Origin of the sequence: Parabacteroides faecis, assembly GCF_014647375.1 — a bacterium.
GTDB classification, from domain to species: Bacteria; Bacteroidota; Bacteroidia; order Bacteroidales; family Tannerellaceae; genus Parabacteroides; species Parabacteroides faecis.
On the sequence record NZ_BMPB01000015.1, the window covers coordinates 124,673 to 149,365 of the forward strand.

The following is a 24,693-nucleotide window of genomic DNA, read 5'->3' on the forward strand; positions in this document are numbered from 1 at the left end:
CAATTTTCAACATTCAATTATTCACAGTCTGAACGTATAATCGTTCTTCCCTCTGAATATACGGTATATTCTTACATACAGATTGAACAGTGGTAAGATCAACTCCAACAGAAATAGCCAGCCTGTGACCGGTTTCTGTTGCAGGAGCTTGGCCGATTTGTGTAGGATGGCAGCTTTACAGGAAAACCGGATTATGTAAAGTAAGCCGGCCAGTATGGAGATCAGCCAGTTTCCGAGGATACCCAATACGATACTGGTAATAACCGCGATGAAGAACAGGAAGTAGCTGATGCTCTCCGTTCTGAAAAAGGTCAGATTCCAACCTTTATAATAACGCTGGGTTGCAGCACGTGATACTTTCATTTCTTTCCACATACTGAAACGGTCTATCTTGGCCATTTCGGTGATGCTATCCGGAGAATATTCCACCCACGTGTTATCTTTGGTGGCGGATTCATTGATGAACAAATCATCGTCTCCGGCATGCAGGCTGAGCGATTTGTAATAACCCTTATGAGCAAAGAACAAGTCTTTCCGGTAGGAGAGGTTACGGCCGTTTCCGGTATAGGGATTTCCGGTAAGGGCAGACGAAATGTATTGCAGTCCGGTCATCAGGTTATCGTAAGCGACCAGTTTGTGGAAAAATCCTTTATGGGGACCATACGCACAGAAACCTAAAACAATGCTTGTCTTGGATGTATAGTTGCGTGCCATAGCAGATACCCAGTTTTTACCCATCGGTTCGCAATTAGCCTCGGTGAAAAGGAGGATATCGTATTTGGCTGCTTTGATTCCGACGGTGAGTGCCAGTTTTTTGCGGCTCAGGTATTTTACGTCTTCCGGAATATAGGTGTGATAAAGGTGATCGTATTCGTTTTTGAAGGTTTTTAAAACCTCGTCACTCTCATCCGTGGAGCCGTCGTTGACGACGATAATTTCGTATTCCGGATAGTTCTGGTTCAGTAAAGCCGGGAGATGTTTCCTTAGATTCTCCGATTCGTTCTTGGCATAGACAATCACGGAAACGGCGGGTTTGGCCTGTCCTGCCTCCATTAGTCTCCTTTTTGCCTGTCTCAACGGACGGGCATAAGTAACAAGATAATACAAAAGCTGGATGATGAAAAGACCGGCAGTTGTAGCCGCCAGGATCAATTCTATATGGTTGAAAATAAGTAAGTCGTTCATTCTTGAATATGTAAATTTTAAAAACGTACAAATGTACATGTTTCCTGCCTAATAACCACACTCATAAAAGAAATATCCCGTTTCGTTTATTCTACTGAAAAATACTATATTTGTAGATGGCGAATAAAAATAAAAGAAAAGAGGTGGTTGGTGTGCTTGCTGGTGTTCTGTTCACTGCCTGTCTGCTGGTTGGTATTGTGATACTATCCTGCCATGTTCGTATTCGTAATTATGCAAAGGAACTCGTTTATGACGATACGGAACAAATCCCGGAAAATAAAGTCGGTTTATTGCTGGGAACTACACCTATGTTGAAGAACGGACGGAGTAACCTGTATTTCGATTACCGGATCGAAGCCGCTGCCGAATTGTATAAGTCCGGAAAGATAAAATATATCCTGATCAGCGGGGACAACCGTCGACGAAATTATAACGAGCCGGAAGAGATGAAAAAAGCTCTTCTGATGTACCATATTCCCGATTCGGTCATTGTCCTGGATTATGCAGGACTGCGTACCCTGGATTCGGTTGTCCGTGCCAGGGAGATATTCGGGCAAGATCGTTTCACCGTTATTTCTCAACGATTCCATAATGAACGGGCTTTGTTCCTGGCTGGTAAGCATGGGATTCAGGCTGTCGGTTTCAATGCACGCGATGTGGATACCTATGCCGGATTCAAGACACGTATCCGCGAGTTGCTGGCGAGGGTAAAAGTCTTTATCGATCTGGCGACACGGAAGCAACCGCGCCATCTGGGTGAACCGATCCCTATTCCCTGAAAGTTCCTGTTTATACCAGTAAATGTGCAATTAATGTAAAAGACGGACGGAAAGAAGGAAGTACTTTTGTCGCGGTAATTTTAATAGGTATAATGTGATGAATAGAAAAATGGGAATCGTGGTTCTGGTCCTTTCCTTACTGGCGGCTCTGGAACCTCTGAGTATAGACCTTTATCTTCCTGCTTTTACAGATATTGCTGAGAGCCTGCAGGTTTCTCTGGGTGAAGTACAAATTTCCTTATCCATCTTCCTGGCGGGTTTTGCCCTCGGACAATTGTTCTGGGGATCGCTTTCCGATTATTACGGACGGAAAAATCCGATTCTGCTGGCAACTGCTTTATACACTGTAAGTTCGTTTGCTTCTATCTATGTGACTTCGATAGAACAACTTTGGGTAATCCGTTTCTTTCAGGCTTTCGGAGGGTGCGCGGGTGTAGTGGTCGGACGTGCAGCCGTGAACGACCTGTTTGTGAATGAACAACGGACAAAGGTTTTCTCTTTACTGGTGATTATTTCTGGTATTGCCCCTGTTATTGCACCGACTATCGGTAATTTACTTTTGAAACAATGGCATTGGCACGGGGTGTTCAATACAATGGCATTGTTAGGCGCTTGTACCATTTTGCTGACCTGGGTATTTCTTCCGAAAAGTAAACCGATACCTTTATCTGAGGGCGTAATTGCAAAGAAACCTTCGTTGAGGGAGATGACGAAAGGATATGTGCGAGTGATGAAAGTATGGCCGTTTGTGGTTTATACGATTATTGGCTGTATGGCTTACGGCGGTTTGATGGTGTATGTTTCCAATGCTCCGTTCCTGATCATGGAGAAGGGAGGAATGTCGGGAGATACGTTTGCCATTATTTTCGCAGTCAATTCGTTAGGTTTGATGTTCGGTACCTATATTATTAATTTCTTCCTGAAATATATGACGTTGAAGAAGCTGGTGAGATATACGCTTGTCTTTCAGTTGTTGATCGGGATATTGTTGGTGGTGACTTCGTTGGTGTCGACTTCCGTCGTTCCTTTGCTGGTGCTGGTTTTCCTGAATCTGATTCCGATCGGGTTGCTGCTTCCGGCAACGACTTCGCTTGGATTGGCTTATTTTAAGGAAGATAGTGGGGCAGCTTCGGCATTGATGGGATTCTTGCAATTATTGTTTACCGGGATATTGTCGGCGGTAGTCAGTTTCCTGCAGAACAATTCGGTGGTACCGATGATGTGCGGATTGTTTGTTTGCGGACTGACCTCTTTCGTGCTGTTGTTTGTCGATACACGGCGACGGTTGGCAGTGATCAAAGTCCGTTCATGACAGGTCTTTCTTCAGTAACGACCGGAATTGTTCGGGGGTACAACCACTTTGCTCCTTGAAGAAGCGGGTGAAATAAGAAGCTTCGCTAAATCCCAGGCTGAACGCTATTTCCTTGAAGCTCGAAGCTCCGGAACTGATCATGCGTTTGGCTTCCAGTAATAGCCGTTGGTCTATCAGTTGTTTGACTGTGTGGCCGACGGCCTTTTTTGTAAGCTCGTTCATCCGTTTGTTGCTGAGGTTTACTTCGCGGGCATAGAAGTCTGTCGTACGTTCGTTGATGTAGTGCTTGTCTATCAGGGATAAGACTTTGCCGACACGTATATCCTGGTTGATCCGGGTGTCGGTATATAATAGCAACAGATGGGTGATTAAAGCGTGCATGTATGAGTTGAGCAGGCTTTTCCGGTGTAGCCCTTCATGTTCGCAGTAGATCAGATGAACGATCTGGCGGACGGCAAAGATTTCTTTCTCCGGGAGAAGAAGCATATTCGGAAATGTATGATCCGCATACCTCTCGATATGAAGGCAGAGGCGCTCGAAATAATCGGGATTGATAGCGAATAGGAATCCTTTCTGATCTTTTAGTTTCAGTGTATGTACTTGTCCGGGACGGAGTAGGTAAAGCTGGTTGGCTTGCAACGGATATTCGACGAAGTCGATGCTGTGGCTTTCGTTTGTCCCCGTTTCCGTAAAGAATTGCAGTTCGTAGAAATTGTGCCGGTGCGATCCCTGAAAATTCAAGGGCGCACAGTTTTCGATCCGTTCGACGACAAAGAAGTCCGTTTCATCCAGGTTATGTACGGGAATATTATCTAAGAACATTTCACTCTGTTTTATCGCAAAGATAGCTTTTTAATCCTTATTTTTGTATGGCATATCCTCCTAAAATATGAATGAAACTGTTCTCGAAAAACTGAAAATATTAGCAGAATCAGCTAAGTATGATGTATCCTGCGCGTCAAGCGGTACTTCCCGTTCCGGAAAGAAAGGAATGGTCGGAAGTGCGGCAGGGTGGGGGATTTGCCATAGTTTTGCGGAAGACGGGCGATGTATTTCCTTACTGAAGATCATGCTGACCAATTATTGCATGTATGATTGTGCCTACTGTATCAACCGCCGGAGCAATGATCTGCCCCGGGCGACGCTTTCCGTAACGGAGCTGGTCGATCTGACGATCGAGTTTTACCGGAGGAATTATATAGAAGGTCTCTTCCTGAGTTCGGGGGTGGTGCGTAGTCCGGACTATACGATGGAACGTTTGGTCCGTGTCGTGAAAGATCTGCGGCTGATACACCGTTTCAACGGTTATATCCATATGAAGAGCATTCCCGGAGCCAGCCAGGAACTGGTAAATGAAGCCGGATTGTATGCCGACCGTCTCAGTGTGAATATCGAGATACCCAATGAGAAAAGTTTGCAGACACTTGCTCCGGAAAAAGATTTCAAGAGCGTGTTTGCTCCGATGCGCTATATTCAGCAGGGCGTGTTGCAAAGTGCGGAGGAGAGGAAGCGTTTCCGGCATGCACCCCGCTTTGCCCCTGCCGGGCAAAGCACGCAGATGATCATCGGAGCGACAGCCGATACGGACAAAGATATTCTCCGTTTGTCGTCAGCCCTCTATCAGCGTCCGACGATGAAACGTGTCTATTATTCGGGGTTTATCCCGGTGAATGATTATGATAACCGGCTTCCGGCATTGAAGCAACCTCCTCTGGTGAGGGAAAACCGTTTGTATCAGGCAGATTGGTTGTTGCGTTTTTATGAGTTTAAGGTGGACGAGATCGTGAATGATGCTTACCCGGAACTGGATCTGGAGGTTGATCCGAAGTTATCGTGGGCACTGCGGAATCCGCATATGTTTCCGGTCGATATCAATAAGGCGGATTATGAGTTACTTCTCCGTGTACCCGGTATCGGGGTGAAATCGGCGAAGATGATCGTTGTCTCCCGCCGCTATTCCCGTCTGGGATCGGAACAATTGAAAAAGATCGGGGTCGTGATGAAGAAAGCGCAATACTTCATCACCTGCCATGAATTGGCGATGCGGACGGTAAACGAGCTGACCCCGGAGAATGTGCGCCATATCCTGACTCAGAAAAAAGGCAGGAAGCTGGACGACCGCCAACTAACAATTCAATTTCAGGACGTATTGTGATTGCTTTTATATATGACAAAACTTTCGAGGGATTACTGACTGCCGTCTTCGACGCTTATGTCCGGAAGTCTTTTCCCAATGTGCTGCTTGCGGAGGGCGAGCCGTTACCTCTGTTTTGCGAGGAAACGGTGACGATTTATTCCGACAAGAAAAAGGCGGACCGGGTTTGGAAAGGGCTTGAAAAGAAAGTTTCGAAACTATCCCTGTCGGGGTTGACAGTCTCCTGGTTGTCGGAACTGCCGGAGGTCGATATGTTGTTGTTCCGTTATATCCGCAAGGCGCTCGATCATTCCAAGTCCATCGAGTTGAATTTCGGTGATCCCGATGTGCTGCAGATCTCCAAAGTCTGGAAGAAAGTGAGTAACGAGCGCCTCCGCATCATGCAGTTCCTCCGTTTTCAGAAAGCATTGGATGGCACTTACTTCTCAGCCGTCGAACCTATATATAATGTTTTGCCGCTTGTCCTGCCGTATCTGAACGATCGTTTCGGTGATCAGAAATGGCTGATCTATGATATGCGCCGGGAGTACGGCTATTATTATGATCTGAAAGAGACGATCGAGGTCCGTTTTGAACAGAAGGAAGAGCATCTGTTATCCGGTTTCCTCAATGAGAGTCTGATGGATAAGGATGAGAAATTGTTCCAGCAGATGTGGAAAGAGTATTTCAAGACGATTGCTATCAAAGAACGTATCAACCCGAAGCTGCACCGCCAGCATATGCCTGCCCGTTTCTGGAAATATATGACGGAAAAACAATAGCATCCTATCTTTTTTGTCCGACTAAAGCTGTTTTTTTTCGCAGGAATCGCTTGTACTTCTTGTTCAGATCCCCATTTTCCCATCTTTTACACCCGGATGTGAACAATGCTAAGACCCGGGTGTGAAGGGTATAGAGACCCGGGTCTCAAGAAAGATATCTAACTATATTGTTAATAATAAGATATATACATCACCAACTTTGTCGGGTAGTTTTGTGATAGTATGATGGTTGAAAATAGTACTATCATAACAACTGTCATAGGTCTTGTCCTTTAAATATCAAAACATTTTGGCAATTTGTGATAGTATGATAGTTGTTTTTTAGTTTTTTATTTCTGCCATATCTCCCAGGCTGCGAACGCTTGCAACAACAGCATCTCAAGACCGTTTTTAACGACGGCTCCTTTTTCTTTTCCTTTCTTCATAAAAAGTGTCTCATCCGGGTTATACAGCAGGTCGTATAACAGATGGTCTGGGGTGAGCAGATCGTAAGGAATATCCGGGCAACTGTTGATGTTAGGGAACATTCCGAGCGGTGTGGTATTGACAATGACCGTGTATTGTTCCATCGTTTTGGCTGTGATCTCTTCATAGGTAATGCAAAATTCTTTCGGCTTGCGTGAGACTAAAGTTGCGCCAACTCCCAATTGTTTCAATCCCTGGAAGACCGCCTTTGAAGCTCCCCCCGTTCCGAGGATCAGGGCTTTCCGGTGCGTTTCGTTCAGGAAAGGTTCGATCGATTGCTTGAAACCGATGATATCGGAATTGTAGCCGACCAGCTTTGTTCTTCCGAAAAGACCTTTTGTAAACTTGATCACGTTGACGGCACCGATCAGGCGTGCATCTTCATCCAGTTCGTCCAGATAAGGGATCACCTGTTCTTTATAAGGGATCGTAACGTTCAAACCATTTAATTCGGGATTCTCTTTCAGAACATTCTTTATCTCTTTGATGTTCGGAATCTCGAAATTTACATATTGAGCATCTATCTTTTCCGCCTCAAACTTCTGGTTGAAATAAGTTTTGGAAAACGAGTGCCCGAGTGGATATCCCAATAAACCATATTTCTGCATAACCTTCTTCTTTTTTATGTTTAAATTGTAAGGGCAGTTCGCGAACTGTCCTTACTGGCTGTATATAATGAACAAATCCCAAAGGTAAAGGTACGTGCTTTCGCCTGTGTAAAACCTTGTCGTGCGAGTAGTTTCTCCATAACCTTTCCTTGAGGAACGACCTTGATGGATTCCGGTAAATAACTGTATGCCGCTTTTTCCTTTGAGAACAACCGGCCTATAAATGGAATGATCGTCTTTGAATAAATGCGGTAGAGCTGTTTCATCGGAAAATGTTCCGGGGTGGAAAGCTCCAGGATCATGAGATGGCCACCGGGTTTCAGGACCCTGAACATCTCTGCTATTCCTTGTTCTATATTTTCAAAGTTACGTACTCCGAATGCGGCAGTAACGGCATCGAACGAATTGTCCGGATAGGTGAGCGCCGTACAGTCTTGTTGTTCGAACGAGATATGCTCCGAAAGACCGGCACGGGCTACTTTTTCACGTCCGACCTGCATCATGCCTTCTGAAATGTCGGCGCCGATGATCCGGTCTGCCTTCAGTTTCTTTTGCATGGAGATGGCCAGGTCGCCTGTTCCGGTTGCGATATCCAGTATCGACTTCGGAGAAAAAGGACGCAGGAAAGCAATACCTTTCCTGCGCCATATTTTATCAATTCCGAACGAGAGCGTATGGTTCAGCAGATCATAGGTGCCTGCAATCGAGTCGAACATACGTCTGACTTGTGTGCTCTTTTGTTCTTCCCTGTTGTAAGGTAAAATCTGTTCCGAACCGTACTTCATACATTCTTATTTATTGTTCAGATAATCTGTAACATTCTTTTCGATACGTGCAAGCAAGTCGTCTGTATCGCCTTTCACGAATTTTTCGCCGGTGATGTGTTCGAATAACTCGATGTAACGGTCGCTGATACCTTCGACGATAGCCGGAGTCATTTCAGGAACAACCTGGCCTGCTTTACCTTGGAAGCCGTTATCCATCAACCATTCGCGAACAAATTCTTTAGACAGCTGTTTCTGCGGTTCACCTTTGGCGAAACGGTCTTCGTAACCTTCTGAATAGAAATAACGGGAAGAGTCCGGTGTATGAATCTCATCGATCAGGTAGATCTTACCGTCACGGTGACCGAATTCATATTTGGTGTCGACCAGGATCAGTCCGCGTCCGGCTGCGATCTCTGTACCACGTTTGAACAGCTCCATTGTATATTTTTCAAGAACGGCGTAGTCGGCTTCAGAAACAAGTCCCTGTTTCAGGATTTCTTCTTTGGAGATATCTTCGTCGTGAGCACCGATGGCAGCTTTCGTTGTCGGGGTGATGATAGGTTCCGGGAAACGCTGGTTTTCGCGCATACCTTCCGGCAGTTTCACACCACAGATTTCGCGTACACCGCTTTTGTAAGCACGCCATGCGCTACCGCAAAGGTAACCGCGTACGATCATTTCAACAGGGAAACCTTCGCACTGTACACCAACGGTAACCATTGGGTCGGGTGAAGCCATTTTCCAATTCGGGCAAATGTCGGTGGTCGCGTCAAGGAATTTGGCAGCAATCTGATTCAACATCTGGCCTTTGTAAGGAATACCTTCCGGCAATACTACGTCGAAAGCTGAAATACGGTCGGTTGCGACCATCACCAATACTTCGTCATTGATATTGTACACGTCGCGTACTTTACCATGATAGACACTCTTTTGTCCCGGGAAATTGTAATCTGTTTTAACTAACGCCTTCTTCATGACCAATTTATTTTTAATTGTTTTCTGATAGTTTGTTGTTCTTTTCTATTGTTGTTTTAGGCGAGTGGGCCTTTGTCTCACTGCGTCGTTTATCGTCGAATTTGTCGTACGCTTCCACTATACGTTGCACCAGTTTATGTCGTACGATATCTTTCTTATCGAATTCAATTTTGCCGATCCCTTTTACGCCTTTCAGTATCTGCATGGCCTGCACGAGTCCGGAAGTTGCTGTGGGGGGAAGGTCGATTTGCGTTACGTCACCGGTAATAATCATTTTAGCGTTCATACCCAGGCGGGTGAGGAACATCTTGATCTGGTGCGTAGTCGTATTTTGTGCTTCATCGAGGATAATAACGGCATCGTTCAGCGTACGTCCGCGCATAAAAGCCAGCGGGGCAATCTGAATCACATTATTTTCCATATACTCTTTGAGTTTCGCTCCCGGTATCATATCCTGCAGGGCATCGTACAACGGCTGGAGGTACGGATCGAGCTTGTCTTTCATTTCTCCCGGAAGGAATCCCAGCTTCTCGCCGGCTTCGACGGCGGGACGACTTAGGATGATCTTTCTTATTTCTTTGTTCTTTAATGCTTTTACGGCCAGGGCGATGGCTACGAATGTCTTACCTGTTCCGGCCGGGCCGGTGGCAAATACCAGGTCGTTATTTTCGAATGCCTTCACCAGTAATTGCTGGTTTTCGGTACGGGCAACGATCGCCTTACCGTTCATCCCATGAATGATCAGGTTCTCCTGTTTAACGACAGTCGGGGCTTTGCCTTTAATAATGTCGAGTATGACATCTTCTGTCAGGGAATTGAACTCTTCGCAGTATTTCTCAACTTCCCGGATTTTCTTCAGGAACAGTTCGGATTCATCTTCGTCTCCGATTACTTTCATCACATTTCCTCGGGCAACGATGCGAAGCTTGGGAAACAGTGTTTTGATAAGCTGCATGTTCGCATTGTTCACTCCGTAAAAAATAACCGGGTCTACACTTTCCAGAATATATATTCGTTCTATCATCCGTTCTTTTCCTTTTTCCTTATAATTTTTATGTTTTTATCCCATCTATTATTTAGGTACGCAAAATTAGTAATATTCTTTGTCTCCTAAATAGATTCGGGCTTTTTTTTGAGATATAACTATCGGAACATTTCTTTAAGCTTCCAGTCGTCTTGCCTGCAATCCCATATGGCATGTATTTCGATGAGGTCGGGACTGATCGTATAGATCAGCTTGTAATGTTTTTCGACAACAAACGAATGAAAGTTTTGTGGAAAATCCTTTAATGAAGGTTCGAGAGGTCCTGCGTGAGGAAATGTCTTTAACAAGTCGGCAGAATCAATAATTCTGTTATATAAGCGAACGGCAGAGCATTCGCTCTTCTTACTGTAATAATCGTAAATATTTTCAAGTAAGGTAATAGCTTGTGGTAACCACTTTAATCTTGTTGGCATAGAGGGTGTCTTTTTCGTAATTCATCGGAAGTCATACCTAACCCTTGTTTGGATTCTTCTATAGATTTTTTCAACACCTCTTTCAGCTCATCTACCGTCATTTGTGCTGGCAGGCGTTCGACTTTCTTGCCTGTGTGCTGGCTGATAAGATTTTTGATCTTATGCAACAACTGCTCGTCATCGATTTGCTTTAATTGTTCAATCAGTGAAAGTTTTAGTTCTAAAGTACTCATATCCATATTCTTTTATTTATACTGTTTACAAAAGTACGAAATCTTTTTTCTCTTGTCCTGTTAAGTCTGTTATTTTTCTTATTTTTGTTTCCCAAAATCAAAAGGGATGAAATTATTTATAAATACAATAAGTTTACTGGCCGTATTGATGGCTGTTTGTGCTTTTTCTTCTTGCAAGGAAAAGCGGGGTGAGTTGAAAACCATTTGGTATAATGGTAGTTATAACCGGGACTTTAATGACTTGAATGATGTTCAACTGGCGGTAGCACAGAAAATAGGAATAGAACCTATCAGTAACCGGGATGATGCCGAACATGCCTCTAAGAAAATGAAGGAGATCAAGACCTGCGATTATTATGAAGTGGAAGAATTGAAACATTCCATCCCTTATCTGATCCCCGAAGCTGCTACATTGCTGGAAGATATCGGACGGAATTTCCAGGATTCCCTTTATAACCTGAATGCTTCCATCTATAAAATAAAGGTGACGAGCGTTACCCGTACGGTCGATGACGTGAAGAAATTAGGAAAACGCAACTATAACGCTTCTATGAATTCTGCTCACCGCTATGGTACTACTTTTGATATATCCTGGGTTCGTTACACTAAAATAGACGAAAAGGATACCTTGAATATCGATAACGACCGTCTGAAAATGGTACTTGCGTCTGTGCTCCGCGATCAGCGAAAGGCTGAACGTTGTTATATCAAGCACGAACGCAAGCAAGGCTGTTTCCATATTACAGTCCGTAAATAACGGAGTGTAATGACTCTTATTTCAGGATATTTTCTTCAATGATCTTTTTTAACTCGTGCTTGGGCATTGTTCCGAGCATGAATTCTTTTGTCCCGTCTGGTTTGCAGATAAGGAGTGTAGGGATAGTACGGATGTTGAATGCCGTTTCCAAAGCTTCCTCATCGTCTACATTTACTTTATAGATATCCAGTTTTCCGTCATACGTTTCGGCGAATTCATCCAATATCGGGTCCAAACGTTTGCAGTAACCACACCATGGTGCCTGGAAATCTACGATACAAGGTTTATCTCCTATATATTTCCAATCTTTCGGGTCAGCTTCGAAATTACCTACTTTCTGAATGAAATCTGCTTTTGTCAATTCTACTGGTTTCATATGCTTATTGTTTTTATTTACAGTGCAAAGTTACACAGGATAAAAAATCAATGACATAGCAATATGGCTAATATACTTGTCAATTTTTCCGTATGTCCGTTTTAAAAGTTACTGCCGACTATCCTTAAAATAATTGTATAAGAAGTAGTCCAAGCAATACAGAAACTCCGGTTGCGATCAATCCGGGGATCATAAAAGAGTGATTCAGGATATATTTCCCGATATGGGTAGTTCCTGTACGGTCAAAATTGATTGCAGCAACGACTGTCGGATAATTCGGTATGAAAAAGTAACCGTTTACGGCAGGGAAGAGGGCGATTAACATATAAGGAGATATTCCCAGCGCCAATCCTAAAGGAAGTAAAGCACGTACGGTTGCTGCCTGGCTGAACAGCAGAATAGACATCAGAAACAGGGCGATCCCGAATAACCAAGGCATTTCGGTAACGATCTGTTCAATCGAGCCTTTCAGCTCCGCCATATTCCCGCCGATAAAAGTGTCGCCCATCCAGGCAATACCGAAGATGGCGACAACAGCCTGCATACCGGCAGAAAAGACCGAACCCTGAACGGCTTTGATCCCGTCCGTCCGGGTTGCCAGTAGGATGATGGCAGCAGCCGATAACATCAATATCTCGATAATGTAAGCCATCGACAGAGACTGGCCGTTGAATGTCGGACGGATACTTTCGATAGAACCGAACAGGATGATACCGATAGTCGCCAGGATAAATATGATGACCGACCAGCCGGCCGCTTTCTGATTCTTTACATCTTTCAACTCATACTTCTGGGTTGTGAATTCTCCTTCAGCAATACGTCTTTTGAATTCAGGATCGTCTTCCAGCTCTTTACCGACACGTAGGGAATAGAAAGCACCAGCCAGCACACCTGCCAGCGTACAAGGCACGGAGATCATCAGAATATCGAATAGAGTCACATTGAACCCTTGTCCTACCAGCATACTCAACAGAGCCACGGTAGCAGCAGAGATCGGACTGGCTGTAATAGCCTGCTGTGAAGCGATCACGGCAATACCCAGCGGGCGTTCCGGACGTATTTTCGTTTCGGTCGCCACTTCCGCGATAACCGGTAAAACCGAGTAGGCTACATGTCCTGTCCCGGCAATGAATGTGAAAACATAGGTAACCAGCGGACTTAATATTGTAATTTTGGAAGGATTCTTACGAAGAAGTTTTTCTGCCCATTTCACCATCAGGTCCAGGCCACTGGCTGCCTGCATGCAACTGGCTGCAGCGATGACGGCTACGATCATCAACATTACGTCGATAGGAGGAGAAGTTGGTTCGAGCCCGAAGACAAAAGTCAGTACGGCAAGCCCGAGTCCACCTAAAACACCAAGCCCGATACCACCAAGACGGGCTCCGATTATAATTGCAATTAGTACAAACGCTAGTTGAATTAACATATTCAGTAACTTGTTATTGTAGATTTAGTTTGTGAAAGCTGCAAATTTAGCTATTTTTGCTGCGCTAAGAACTACAAAAACATTAAAATGCGCATGAAAAGATTCAATTTAGTTATTTTAGTCGCGTTATTCGGACTGCTGACCAACCTTTCAGCACAAGTACGTAGTGAGTTCCTTCTGGAGAAAAACTGGAAGTTCACCCGTGAGGATAACCCCGACTTTATCAAACCCGCTTTCGACGACAGTAAATGGCAATCGGTGACAGTGCCTCACGATTGGGCGATATACGGTCCGTTCAGTTCCCAGAACGACAAGCAGGAAGTAGCCATTTCACAGGATGGTCAGAAAGAGGCAATGGAACACGCCGGACGTACAGGTGGTCTGCCTTTTGTTGGTGTCGGTTGGTACCGTACCGAGTTTGAAGTCCCCCAGTTCGCTGAAGGTAAAAAAGCATCCATCCTGTTCGATGGAGCGATGAGCCATGCGAAAGTGTATATTAACGGAGAAGAAGTAGGGTATTGGCCTTACGGATATAACTCGTTCCATTTCGATATTACGAAGTATCTGAAACCGGGACAGAAAAATACATTGGCTGTCCGTCTGGAAAACCTGCCGGAATCATCCCGCTGGTATCCCGGAGCCGGTCTGTATCGTAACGTACATGTGATTGTTACGGAAGATGCACATATCCCTGTTTGGGGAACGTATGTGACAACTCCTATCGTAAAGAAAGAATTTGCCAAAGTGAATGTAAACACGAAGGTGAACCTGCCGGCAGGAGCTGACCCGAAACAATATGCAGTAAAAACAAGCCTTCGTAATCCGAACGGACAGATGCTGGTAGAGACAATGCTTCCATTGACCGACATTAAATATAATAACGGTTCGGTCGACCAGGAGTTTATTGTTCATACTCCGACACTTTGGTCACCGGATATGCCGGCCCTATATGTGGCAGAAAGCCGTTTGTACCGGAACGGAACCGAGTTGAAAGACGAATACACGACCCCGTTCGGTATCCGTTCTATCGAGATCATTCCGGGTAAAGGCTTTTTCCTGAACGGTGAAAAGACCGTGTTCAAAGGCGTATGTAACCACCATGACCTGGGGCCGTTGGGAGCAGCCGTGAATGATGCCGCTATCCGTCGCCAGATTCGTATCCTGAAAGAGATGGGGTGTAATGCGATCCGTACTTCCCACAACATGCCTGCTCCTGAACTGGTGAAGGCTTGTGATGAGATGGGTATGATGCTGATGGCTGAAAGCTTCGACGAGTGGAATGTCGCTAAATGTAAGAACGGCTACAATCTCTTCTTCGATGAATGGGCGGAAAAAGATATGGTAAACCTGGTTCACCATTTCCGTAATAACCCAAGTGTGGTGATGTGGTGTATTGGTAATGAAGTTCCGAACCAGTGGATTGAAGGAGATGCCAAGATCGCCCGCTTCCTGCAGGACATCTGCCACCGGGAAGACCCGACTCGCCCGGTAACGCAGGGTATGGATGCGCCGGATGCTGTCGTAAACAATAACTTTGCTGCGGTAATGGAGGTTGCCGGTTTCAACTACCGTCCGTTCAGATATCAGGTTAATTACAAGAAACTACCGCAGGAAATTATTCTGGGAAGTGAGACGGCTTCAACGGTAAGTTCACGCGGTGTCTATAAATTCCCGGTTGAACGTAAGGCGATGGCTGTCTACGATGATCATCAGAGTTCTTCTTACGACGTAGAGCATTGCGGCTGGTCAAACTTGCCGGAAGACGATTTCATCCAGCATGAAGACCTGCCTTATTGTATCGGCGAGTTCGTATGGACCGGTTTCGACTATCTGGGTGAACCGACTCCGTATTATACCAACTGGCCGAGCCATAGTTCCCTGTTCGGTATCATTGACCTGGCCGGTATTCCAAAGGACCGCTACTATCTGTATCGCAGTCATTGGAACAAGGCTGAAAAGACGTTACATGTCCTGCCTCACTGGACATGGCCGGGACGCGAAGGTGAAGTGACTCCGGTGTTTGTTTACACCAACTATCCTTCTGCCGAGCTGTTCATTAACGGAAAGAGCCAGGGCAAACGTACGAAAGACCTGAGTATCGGCATCGACAGTAGCTATACGGAAGCGGCTCAGAAGAGTTTCGAACGTCAGAAACGCTATCGCCTGATGTGGATGGATACCAAATATGAGCCGGGTACGCTGAAAGTGATTGCTTACGATAAGGATGGAAACGCCGTTGCCGAAGAGGAAGTACATACAGCCGGTAAACCTCATCATATCGAGCTTTCTGCTGATCGCAATAATCTGACAGCCGATGGCAAAGACTTGTCTTTCATCAATGTGCGGGTAGTAGATAAGAACGGAAACCTTTGTCCGGATGCCACCAACCAGATCAAGTTCAATGTTCGTGGAGCCGGTACATATAAAGCGGCAGCCAACGGTAATTCGGCAAGCCTCGAATCTTTCCAGGCTCCGCAGATGAAACTGTTCAGCGGACAGCTGACCGCCATCGTACAAACGGAAGAGACTCCGGGAACGATCTACTTCGAAGCATCTTCACCGGGAGTCAAGAGTGCACGGATTGAGTTGATAAGTAGATAAGATTATTTAATGTATAAAGAAAATCCCTTTCGCAGAATGATGTGCGAAAGGGATTTTTTTATGGATAGATTTGGATATTGTCAGATGTGAACTATCTTATCAATAAATGAACTATCCCGCAGTCGAAGTGACTTAGCTATTACAGGTTCATTTGCCGTTGGTTTTAACCAACGGTCTACAGATTGTATCCCTTTTTGGGCTTTAGCCGCATTTCTCTTAAATAGCGAGACTGTATAAAATGGGACTAAAGTCCAATGAGATAGATTATTTACCAATCCGTCAGCTGAAGCTGACGGCAAATGAACCTGTAACTAGGCATGCCTTATGTACGATTGATGGCTTATAGCCGGATAGGTTTAATTATTTCTAAATACGAACCTTACTCATTGTACGATATTTCCGATCGCATCGAACGTTACCTCCGTGCTCTGTCCATTATGATTGACAGTAAAGGTATAGAATGTGCCGTTTGCATCGATCTTTACATTGATAGACTCTATTGTGTCTCCGGCATAGCCCGTAGACTGGAAACTATCCATGATAATCTCCGGTACATTCTGCTCCGCGATCTGGTAGGAAGTGCTTTGCCATAAATAATTCTTATTCAACTGAGCAATCTTGTACACCTTTCCATCCAGCATATTCAGGATATACCCGTCGGCATTACTCTGTATATCCAGCAAGTCGCAGGTAGCAAAGGTGAATGCCATCAATGTATGTACCTCTGCCGGTATCACGATCGGGGCATCCTCATTCCCTTCGTCATTTACAGCCTTGATAAGATTGCCGTACGGGGAGTAATACAGATCCATATCACTGTTCCCTTTTTCGGCATCGATCTTATAAACGACTGCCATACTATCCCGGTTGATCGTATAGGAATCATCCACTTTCCAACCGGCATAAAGTCCGTTATCGAATGCGGCGGTCACCGCTTCCGGAAGCTGGTTGAAAGGTGTATCCGCTTTGTCCATCATCCACTTGCCCTGTTCGGTTAGCCACGCTTCGGTAGAGACACCGTTGTTCGTGAATTCCGCTACGTAGTAATTACCCTCTATCGTAAAGATCGGGTTGGAGGCATTCGGATATTTCTTGTTGAAAGCCTGCATGACCGGTTCGGTCGGTTCGATGGCATTTTTGTGATCGTCGTCGTTATTGTCGCAACTGGCGAGAAATAATCCCAAAACGGCGAAAAGGGATAAAAAGATTGACCTGATGTTCATATTCTTATTGTTTTAGCGATTAATAAGTGCATATTTCTATTTGTCGATAAAGAACAAGCCAGACGTAGGGAATGTTTTCCGTAAAACCGAACACACTGTCCGATATTGAACACCCATTCATCCTTCCTTTTTGCACATAATCAGCTGTTTAGCTTTTTGGCACGGAGTTTGCCCCTAGGAGGACAGAAAATAAAAACAATACTAAATATGGACAGAGAGATATCGAAAGAGGTTCGGAGAAAAGAACAACGCAAACAGATCATCAAGATCGGGGCAGGGGTAGGGAGCATCGTTCTCGTCGTTGCCGTTGTCATCTCTTTTCTGCAAACCAGCCTGAATCGTAAAGACATTACTATTTCGAAAGTGGATAAAGGGGTGATCGAAGTATCGGTCAGCGCATCCGGGAAAGTGATTCCCGCCTTTGAAGAAATAATCAACTCACCGATCAATTCCCGCATCGTCGAGATCTATAAAAAAGGCGGCGACTCCGTGGATGTCGGTACCCCCATCCTGAAACTGGACCTGCAAAGTGCAGAAACCGAATACAACAAACTGCTGGATGAAGAACAGATGAAACGCCTGGAACTGGAAAAGCTGAAAGTCACCAACCAAAGCAAGCTGTCTGAAATGGAAATGAAACTGAAAGTGTCCCGCATGGAACTCGACCGGAAAGCCGTGGAACTCCGTAACGAACGCTATCTCGACAGCCTCGGTGCCGGAACAACCGACAAAGTGCGCCAGGTAGAACTCGATTTCAACGTCAGCCAGCTCAAACTGAAGGAAGACGAACAGAAATACATCAACGAACAAGCCCTTTCCGAGGCTGACCTGAAGGTAAAAGAACTCGACCTCAATATCTTCCGCAAAGGTCTTTCCGAAACGAAACGTACCCTCGACGATGCCCAGATCCGTTCGCCGCGTAAGGCTATCCTGACGTATGTGAACAACGAGATCGGTGCCCAGGTGCCACAGGGAACGAAAGTCGCCATCGTCTCCGACCTGTCCCATTTCAAGATCGAAGGAGAGATAGCCGACACGTATGGCGACCGTATCGCCGCAGGCAGTAAGGCGGTCGTTAAGATCGGCAGCGATAAGCTGGAAGGTACCGTCAGCGACGTCACCCCGCTTTCAAAGAACGGCGTCATCTCCTTTACCGTACAGTTGGAGGAAGACAACCACCGCCGCCTCCGCTCCGGCCTGAAGACAGACGTATATGTGATGAACGCAATAAAAGACGACGTTTTGCGTATCGCTAATGCCTCTTATTACGTTGGCAAAGGCGAATACGAACTGTTCGTCATCAACGGCGACCAACTGCTGAAACGCAAAGTCCAGCTGGGCGACAGCAATTACGAATACGTGGAAGTGATCAGTGGCCTGCAACCCGGCGACGAAGTCATCGTCTCCGACATGAGCAGCTACAAGGACAAAAACAAGCTTAAAATCAAATAACCGTCCCTACCCAACAATAATATGATCAAACAATATATAAAACAAGCCCTGAGCATGCTGCGTGAGAGTCCTCTCATCAGCGTGATATCCATACTCGGAACGGCACTGTCTATCGCAATGATCATGATCGTCATCCTGGTCTTTCAGGTACAGCTGACCAATTTTGTACCAGAGGTGAACCGCGACCGGATGCTCTATGTGGAACAAGGGACCGAGGTAAAGACTAAGAACAGCTGGAGCAGAGGAAACATGTCTGTCGAAGCTGTCCGCGAATGCTTCTATTCGTTGAAAACACCCGAAGCCGTGTCTGCCTGGTTCACGATGTCATACCCTTTGTCGTTGCCCGGTAGGCAAATGTTTAAGACATATAAGATCTTTTATACCGATCCGGGTTTCTGGAAGGTCTACGCCTTCTCTTTTCTGGAAGGCAAGCCGTTCACGGAGGCAGACTTCACATCCGGCATTCACCAGGCTGTTGTCTGCGAGAGTGTTGCGAGAGTGTTGTATGGCACGACTCAGGTAGTAGGAAAGCCGGTCATCATCGACCGTCAGCCTTTTACGATTTGCGGGGTGGTGAAAGATGTCAGCCGTGCCTCCGACTCTTCCTACGGACAAGTCTGGACACCTTACACGACCAATCCGATGGTACTCAATATGGCATACATCGAGAATATGTCGGGTGCTTTCAATACCTGCCTGTTGGCTCGCGATGCATCCGACTTCGATACCATCCGCCAAGAACTGAAGGGGCAGATCGCTCGTTATAACTCAACGAAGCAGGAAGCGGAGATTCATTTTTTCCACAACCCGATTACCCGTTTCGACAAGGCGATCGGTACAATCGGGCAGGTCAAAGTCGAACTGAAAGATTTCCTCGCAGAGATGGGTGGCCTGCTGCTTTTCCTACTGCTCGTTCCGGCGCTGAACCTGATGGGCGTGACGCAGTCAGCCGTACAGAAACGCCGCGGGGAGATGGGTGTTCGTAAGGCATTCGGGGCAACCTCCGGTGTACTTGTACGCCAGGTTCTTTATGAGAACAGTGTGACGACCCTGCTGGGCGGTGTGATCGGACTGATCCTTTCGTTCCTGCTTCTGACTGTCTGTCGCGACTTCTTGTTGCCCAATGCCGATACGACGTTGCAAGGCGATATGCTGTTTAAGCCCGGTATCTTCTTCATCGCCCTGTTATTCTGCTTGTTGCTCAACCTGCTCTCAGCCGGGATACCTGCCCTGCGCATTGCCAATGAACAGATAGCCGGCTCGTTGAAAGGAGAAGACTCGATAGATAAATAACAAGATAAAAGACGAAACGAAGATGATAAAGCATATACTAAAGATAATCTGGAACCAACGACGCAGCAATGGCTGGATCTTTGCCGAACTTCTGGTTGTAGTCGGCATTCTATGGGTCATGATGGATTCACTGCTGGTGGATAAGTACACCTACTACCAACCGTTGGGTTTCAATATCGATAATGTTTATAAGGTGCAGTTGGGAGTTATTATGCCGGGTACTTCGGGGCATGTGGAAGACTCGTTACTCACCACCCGACAAGGTGAGGACGTACTGCGTCTGGTCGACAACATCCGTCAGGAAGACAAGGTGGAAGAAGTTTCATTGTCCCACGTCGGCTGTGTCTATACGGAGAACCGTTCCTGGTCGACACTCTTCCGGGCAGATGCGGATACGTTTATCAAGGCAGGTTTCCGACAGTCGACCGTCACTCCTGAGTATTTTACCGTATTGCGGATAAAAGAAAAAGAGGGAAAGGATCTTTCAACGCTTATCGGACAACGAACCGGGATCGTTATTTCCGCCGATATGGAGCGTGCTTTCTACGGGGAGAAAGGTTCGGCTCGTGGGCAGTTTGTCAAGTATTATCCCGAGAGTTCGGATGAGCTGCTCGTCCTGGCGGTTTCCGGTTCCGTCCGCGAGTCGGAATATAAAGAGAGCATACCTTTCTTTTACCAGATACCCACCCGGGAGCAGCTGCTCGGGGAAATTGAAGAGAATCAACCGCAGGCTGTCGACTGCCTGGTGCGAATGAAACCCGGTTTCCGGGCGGAAGACATGGAAGCACTCCTGCAAGGGATGGGAGACCGGCTGACGGTGAACAATGTCTACGTTTCGAGTGTCGTCCCGCTCAGTGAAATGAGAAGCCAAATTCTGAAGAGCCGCGAAGACAATATGAAGAAAAAGACCGCCCTGGTGGGTTTCATGCTGATCAACGTCTTTTTCGGTATCATCGGAACCTTCTGGCTGCGTACGCAGGCACGGCAGGGGGAGATGGGATTGCGTGTCGCTCTCGGCTCGAACCGCCGTCAACTCAGCCGCCTGATGAACCTCGAAGGACTTATTCTGCTGGCTCTCACTATTCCCTTTCTGCTGGTATTCATCGTGAATATGCTTTACTTCGATATGCCTGACACCTATCGTCTTCCGTATACTTGGTGGCGGTTCGCGGCGACCTTTGGAGGGGCTTATCTGCTGATGGGGGGAATGATCACCCTCGGTATTTGGTTCCCGATCCGTAAAACGATGAAGATGAAACCGGCGGAGGCACTACATTATGAATAAGAAAATAAATATAGAAAGATGTGAGCCTATTAAGGTATAAGCCATCAGTCATAAATAAGACATGCCTAGTTACAGGTTCATTTGCGAAGTCACATTGATAAGAGAATAGTTACCTCTGACTTTGATAAAGAGAGAACTTAAAACTTGTAAATAACGAATTAATCAATAATAACAATTAAATATCAAACATCATGATCAAGTTAACAAACCTCGAAAAGATCTACCGCACGAAGGAGATCGAAACAGTTGCTCTGGAAAATGTAAATCTGGATATCCGGAAAGGTGAATTTCTGAGCATCATGGGACCCTCCGGTTGTGGAAAGTCGACCTTATTGAACATTATCGGCCTGCTGGACGCTCCGACAGGCGGTATGGTGGAAATTGCCGGTACGGATACGAGCCATATGAACGACAAGCAACTGGCAGCTTTCCGTAATAAGACGCTGGGCTTTGTCTTCCAGTCGTTCCACCTGATCAATTCCCTGAATGTCCTGGATAATGTGGAGTTGCCGTTACTTTACCGCAACGTCTCTTCCTCCGAACGCCGCAAGGCAGCCGAAGCCGTTCTCGAAAAGGTCGGTCTGAGTCACCGTATGCGTCACTTCCCGACCCAGTTGTCCGGTGGTCAGTGCCAGCGTGTAGCCATTGCCCGTGCGATCGTCGGTAATCCCGAGATCATCCTGGCGGATGAGCCGACCGGTAACCTGGACTCAAAGATGGGTATCGAGGTTATGGAGATACTTCATAAACTGAACAAGGAAGACGGACGCACCATCGTAATGGTAACCCACAACGAAGCACAGGCACAGCAAACCAGCCGCACGGTGCGTTTCTTCGACGGACGCCAGGTTCAATAGGTCGTTACTTTTGGCTTGATCCAAAAGTAACCAAAAGATCAAGGCTGCACCCGCTTCGCTACTCCGGTGAAAGACTACGCTGTCGTCTGTGAACTCGCTTCGCTCAAACAGCACAGCCTCCGGACGCTTCGTCTTTCACCTTCGTTTAACGCTCACCGGCTGAGGCCTTTCCCGGAACGCTTCGCGTTCCCTTAGGATGGCCGATACCGTCCGTTTCAATGGCGGGAGTAATCTTTCCCTTCTTGAGAGGGGGCAGGGGGGGGGCACAGGCAGGGCTGACAGAGGCAGTGTACTAACCCTACACCCGTTAGAGAGTAGTGTCGATAGCCTAAGGCGAGGCAGTACCGCACCCTGATGCAGTAGACTACCGCACCCCGATGCGGTGAAGAGCCGCACCCGGATACAGTTAGTCACCGCGTCCCGACGCGGTAGTGTCGAGTACAGTAAGGGTGACCATCCCCACACGAGGCTTTTGATAGAGGCGGTAGCTAGGATTGTACTGACTATGCACCTCCGCCACCCACCTGCCCGGTGTCAACGGCTCGGGCAGCATAAAGGCCAGGTGTGTCGACTCATTGATAAAAACCATCCGGGGATTGATGAAATACTTTTTCTCGCCCTCTTCCTGTCTGATGATGATGCCTACTTCCGGATGATCGCCCATCAATTTGAGACGGCTGCCATGAATGAAGAGCGGAAGAGTATAGTTGGCTGGGATAACGCAGAACTCGCGATCCTCCTGTTGACGGTAGCAGTCATTATGGATGCTGACTTCGTTGGGTAGCGGTGCGTTGCGGTAGTAAGGGATGACCTCCGCCGGAAACCAACCGGCCAGTTGATTAAGCCGGGGCGAAGGACGGAGTTTGATGCAAATCGCATGCCGTTCGCGGTCGAACTTCTCGTATTCAGTCTTGAAGCGGCCCTTGACGGTCATTTCTGTCCGCCCCAGTCCGAAGTCGACGTTGAAGCCGTCTTCGATGGCACCATATATCTCTTCCACCATCGTGCGGAAGGAAGCAATGAGCGTCCCGCGCGAATAGGAAGAACGATTCTTCACTGCGCGTTCGGCGATATCCTCGAGGGTCAGTGAAGGATGAAAGGGAAGTGTTCCTTTATAAAACGGTTCCTGTCCGGGAAGCTGGCTTTTAGTCAGGTTGACGAATAGTTTGCCGGGTTTGACGGTCATCTTCGATTGGGGAAGTTCTTTATCCATAAGACTTATAGGTTACTATTGAATGCAAAGATAGGTAATATGTCCGGACAATATATCATACCGGACACCGCAGTGTTCGAAACCGTGAGCACTGTTCGTTATTGAACACTTCCGGATTTGGCATTCATGCTTACTATCAGCCGGTTACATTTATGGCACGGCATTTGCCTTTGCAGAAACAAAACAAATAATATAGCACCATGTATAAACAATACTTCAAACAAGCCTGGAACCTGATGAAGCAAAACCGCTTCTTCAGTACCGTTTATATTATCGGTACGGGACTAGCCATTTCGATGGTAATGGTGATGGCGGTGGTTTACCATATCCGGACAGCGAATATTGCACCGGAGGTCCACCGTGACCGGATATGTTATGTAAGATATGTTTCTTACCGGATGAACGATGATAAAGGCTCGTTGAACAGTAGTTGCGGTCCTCGGTTCCTAAAGGAAGTGATTTATAACCTGAAGACGCCTGAGGCGGTGGCTGTCACTACCGATCCCTCTATTACACGTTTTATGTTGGGGGATATTTTTGTACAGGTTCCTGGGCATGAAGAAATGCCGAAGGTCAACCTACTGGGGTGCAACGACCAGTTCTGGAAAGTCTATTCGTTTAACTTCCGGGAGGGGAAACCGTTTACCGAAGCAGATTTCGAGTCTGGCCTTCCGCGTGTGGTGTTGGCCGGATCGTTGGCCCGCCGCCTGTTCGGGGAAAACGAGGCGACCGGGCAGACCTTATTGATTAATGAGGCGAGATATACCGTAAGCGGGGTAGTGGCCGATGTGTCCGGCATTACTTCCGATGTCTATGCGGAAGTTTGGGTTCCTTACTCTTCTTTGAATGCTATAATGAAAGAGATGACGAGTGAGGATGAGGGTTCGGCCGGACCTCTGATCGCTAAGATTCAGCTTCGTGACGCGAAAGATATCGGTACGCTGACGGATGAATTGGCGGAGTCGGTGAAACGTTATAATACGGGTTTGGCCGGAGGGCAGGTTACATACGGCAAGCCTGTGTCTTATGCGGATTATATGATCGGCAGCTTGTTTTATAAGGACAGGAATCAAACCTATTTCATTCTTGCTGTCGTACTGCTGCTTTTCCTGCTGGTCCCGGCGTTGAACCTATCGGGGTTGAATACGTCGCATATGCAGGACCGCATTCCGGAAGTCGGCATACGGAAAGCCTTCGGGGCATCGCGTTCGACCCTGTTGTCGCAGATATTTGCCGAGAATATGATACTGATGTTACCGGGGGGAATAGCCGGGTTGCTGTTCTCGTATGTGCTGGTGTTCCTTTTCCGGAATATCCTCTTGTCTTCCGGATTCTTTGCGATGCAGATGGGGACAGGTAACACGATAGCTCTTTCACCGGGGATGCTGTTGAATATGGAGGTGTTCTTTTACGCTTTCCTTATCTGTCTGGTGCTGAACCTGCTGTCTTCGATGGTCCCGGCATGGCGGGCTGTCCGGGTGAATATAACAGATGCGTTGAACGGATAAT

23 protein-coding genes are annotated in these 24,693 nt (G+C 46.7%); 11 read left to right on the forward strand and 12 right to left on the reverse strand.

The genetic code is table 11. The features are described 5' to 3' along the window. Positions 1 to 21: 21 nt before the first annotated feature. On the reverse strand, positions 22 to 1,185 hold the full coding sequence (locus IEY67_RS20660; protein ID WP_183672240.1) for a glycosyltransferase: 1,164 nt from the start codon (positions 1,183 to 1,185) through the stop codon (positions 22 to 24). Positions 1,186 to 1,301: 116 nt separating this feature from the next. On the opposite strand from IEY67_RS20660, the gene IEY67_RS20665 reads away from it, so the two are divergent. Further along, the gene (locus tag IEY67_RS20665) at positions 1,302 to 1,964 is read left to right on the forward strand and encodes a SanA/YdcF family protein (protein WP_122375517.1); all 663 of its coding nucleotides are present in this window, start codon (positions 1,302 to 1,304) and stop codon (positions 1,962 to 1,964) included. A gap of 97 nt (positions 1,965 to 2,061) precedes the next feature. Then, positions 2,062 to 3,276: a multidrug effflux MFS transporter gene (locus tag IEY67_RS20670; RefSeq protein ID WP_183672241.1), complete on the forward strand. Its 1,215-nt coding sequence runs from the start codon at positions 2,062 to 2,064 to the stop codon at positions 3,274 to 3,276. On the opposite strand, the gene IEY67_RS20675 is transcribed toward IEY67_RS20670, so the two are convergent. Beyond that, entirely contained in the window at positions 3,271 to 4,098 is an 828-nt protein-coding gene (locus IEY67_RS20675; RefSeq protein WP_183672242.1) for a helix-turn-helix domain-containing protein, read from the reverse strand. The two genes, IEY67_RS20670 and IEY67_RS20675, sit on opposite strands and share 6 nt — an antisense overlap. Before the next feature lie 67 nt (positions 4,099 to 4,165). Between IEY67_RS20675 and IEY67_RS20680 the strand changes: the two genes are divergently transcribed. Both IEY67_RS20680 and IEY67_RS20685 read left to right on the forward strand, forming a co-directional pair. Next, positions 4,166 to 5,431 (forward strand): putative DNA modification/repair radical SAM protein, encoded by a 1,266-nt coding sequence (locus IEY67_RS20680; protein ID WP_122352292.1) that lies wholly within the window; start codon positions 4,166 to 4,168, stop codon positions 5,429 to 5,431. Beyond that, positions 5,428 to 6,192 (forward strand): TIGR03915 family putative DNA repair protein, encoded by a 765-nt coding sequence (locus tag IEY67_RS20685; RefSeq protein ID WP_183672243.1) that lies wholly within the window; start codon positions 5,428 to 5,430, stop codon positions 6,190 to 6,192. Before IEY67_RS20680 ends, IEY67_RS20685 begins: the two co-directional genes overlap by 4 nt. A 329-nt stretch (positions 6,193 to 6,521) precedes the next feature. Here IEY67_RS20685 and IEY67_RS20690 read toward each other — a convergent pair whose 3' ends face one another. The 6 genes from IEY67_RS20690 to IEY67_RS20715 all read right to left on the reverse strand — a co-directional run bounded on the left by IEY67_RS20690 (position 6,522) and on the right by IEY67_RS20715 (position 10,698). Beyond that, positions 6,522 to 7,265: a shikimate dehydrogenase family protein gene (locus tag IEY67_RS20690; protein ID WP_183672244.1), complete on the reverse strand. Its 744-nt coding sequence runs from the start codon at positions 7,263 to 7,265 to the stop codon at positions 6,522 to 6,524. A 20-nt stretch (positions 7,266 to 7,285) separates the two neighbouring features. Continuing rightward, positions 7,286 to 8,050 carry a bifunctional demethylmenaquinone methyltransferase/2-methoxy-6-polyprenyl-1,4-benzoquinol methylase UbiE gene (gene ubiE / locus IEY67_RS20695; protein ID WP_183672245.1) on the reverse strand — a complete coding sequence of 255 codons (765 nt, stop codon included), beginning with the start codon at positions 8,048 to 8,050 and terminating at the stop codon, positions 7,286 to 7,288. Between the two features lie 6 nt (positions 8,051 to 8,056). Beyond that, entirely contained in the window at positions 8,057 to 9,007 is a 951-nt protein-coding gene (locus IEY67_RS20700) for a phosphoribosylaminoimidazolesuccinocarboxamide synthase (RefSeq protein ID WP_122352296.1), read from the reverse strand. Positions 9,008 to 9,020: 13 nt separating this feature from the next. Continuing rightward, positions 9,021 to 10,031, reverse strand: coding sequence for a PhoH family protein (locus IEY67_RS20705; RefSeq protein ID WP_122352297.1), 1,011 nt, complete (start codon positions 10,029 to 10,031; stop codon positions 9,021 to 9,023). 119 nt (positions 10,032 to 10,150) lie between these two features. Next, positions 10,151 to 10,465 (reverse strand): type II toxin-antitoxin system RelE/ParE family toxin, encoded by a 315-nt coding sequence (locus IEY67_RS20710; RefSeq protein ID WP_122352298.1) that lies wholly within the window; start codon positions 10,463 to 10,465, stop codon positions 10,151 to 10,153. Next, a complete protein-coding gene (locus tag IEY67_RS20715) occupies positions 10,450 to 10,698 on the reverse strand; it encodes a hypothetical protein (RefSeq protein ID WP_122352366.1) in 249 nt (82 codons plus the stop codon). Before IEY67_RS20715 ends, IEY67_RS20710 begins: the two co-directional genes overlap by 16 nt. Positions 10,699 to 10,804: 106 nt before the next feature. Here IEY67_RS20715 and IEY67_RS20720 point away from each other — a divergent pair, with 106 nt between their 5' ends. Next, the gene (locus IEY67_RS20720; RefSeq protein WP_183672246.1) at positions 10,805 to 11,455 is read left to right on the forward strand and encodes a DUF5715 family protein; all 651 of its coding nucleotides are present in this window, start codon (positions 10,805 to 10,807) and stop codon (positions 11,453 to 11,455) included. A gap of 16 nt (positions 11,456 to 11,471) precedes the next feature. On the opposite strand, the gene IEY67_RS20725 is transcribed toward IEY67_RS20720, so the two are convergent. Together IEY67_RS20725 and IEY67_RS20730 are read right to left on the reverse strand one after the other, a co-directional pair. Next, complete coding sequence (locus IEY67_RS20725) at positions 11,472 to 11,831, reverse strand: thioredoxin family protein (protein ID WP_122352300.1); 360 nt, start codon at positions 11,829 to 11,831, stop codon at positions 11,472 to 11,474. 124 nt (positions 11,832 to 11,955) lie between these two features. Continuing rightward, on the reverse strand, positions 11,956 to 13,260 hold the full coding sequence (locus IEY67_RS20730) for an anaerobic C4-dicarboxylate transporter family protein (protein WP_183672247.1): 1,305 nt from the start codon (positions 13,258 to 13,260) through the stop codon (positions 11,956 to 11,958). A gap of 93 nt (positions 13,261 to 13,353) precedes the next feature. On the opposite strand from IEY67_RS20730, the gene galB reads away from it, so the two are divergent. Further along, positions 13,354 to 15,861 (forward strand): beta-galactosidase GalB, encoded by a 2,508-nt coding sequence (galB, locus tag IEY67_RS20735; protein WP_183672248.1) that lies wholly within the window; start codon positions 13,354 to 13,356, stop codon positions 15,859 to 15,861. A gap of 383 nt (positions 15,862 to 16,244) precedes the next feature. Here the strand turns inward: galB and IEY67_RS20740 are convergent, their stop codons facing one another. Then, positions 16,245 to 17,084 (reverse strand): PepSY-like domain-containing protein, encoded by an 840-nt coding sequence (locus IEY67_RS20740; RefSeq protein WP_183672249.1) that lies wholly within the window; start codon positions 17,082 to 17,084, stop codon positions 16,245 to 16,247. A 207-nt stretch (positions 17,085 to 17,291) separates the two neighbouring features. Here IEY67_RS20740 and IEY67_RS20745 point away from each other — a divergent pair, with 207 nt between their 5' ends. The 4 genes from IEY67_RS20745 (at position 17,292) to IEY67_RS20760 (ending at position 21,971) form a co-directional block, all read left to right on the forward strand. Continuing rightward, complete coding sequence (locus IEY67_RS20745; protein ID WP_122352303.1) at positions 17,292 to 18,536, forward strand: efflux RND transporter periplasmic adaptor subunit; 1,245 nt, start codon at positions 17,292 to 17,294, stop codon at positions 18,534 to 18,536. 21 nt (positions 18,537 to 18,557) lie between these two features. Beyond that, a complete protein-coding gene (locus IEY67_RS20750; protein ID WP_183672250.1) occupies positions 18,558 to 19,829 on the forward strand; it encodes an ABC transporter permease in 1,272 nt (423 codons plus the stop codon). Positions 19,830 to 19,851: 22 nt separating this feature from the next. Continuing rightward, entirely contained in the window at positions 19,852 to 21,114 is a 1,263-nt protein-coding gene (locus tag IEY67_RS20755) for an ABC transporter permease (RefSeq protein ID WP_183672251.1), read from the forward strand. A 191-nt stretch (positions 21,115 to 21,305) separates the two neighbouring features. Then, positions 21,306 to 21,971: an ABC transporter ATP-binding protein gene (locus IEY67_RS20760; protein ID WP_122352306.1), complete on the forward strand. Its 666-nt coding sequence runs from the start codon at positions 21,306 to 21,308 to the stop codon at positions 21,969 to 21,971. Positions 21,972 to 22,377: 406 nt separating this feature from the next. Here the strand turns inward: IEY67_RS20760 and IEY67_RS20765 are convergent, their stop codons facing one another. Continuing rightward, positions 22,378 to 23,184, reverse strand: a complete 807-nt coding sequence (locus tag IEY67_RS20765) for a DNA-binding domain-containing protein (RefSeq protein ID WP_183672252.1) — start codon at positions 23,182 to 23,184, stop codon at positions 22,378 to 22,380. 200 nt (positions 23,185 to 23,384) lie between these two features. Between IEY67_RS20765 and IEY67_RS20770 the strand changes: the two genes are divergently transcribed. Beyond that, entirely contained in the window at positions 23,385 to 24,692 is a 1,308-nt protein-coding gene (locus tag IEY67_RS20770; protein ID WP_183672253.1) for an ABC transporter permease, read from the forward strand. Position 24,693 lies beyond the last annotated feature (1 nt).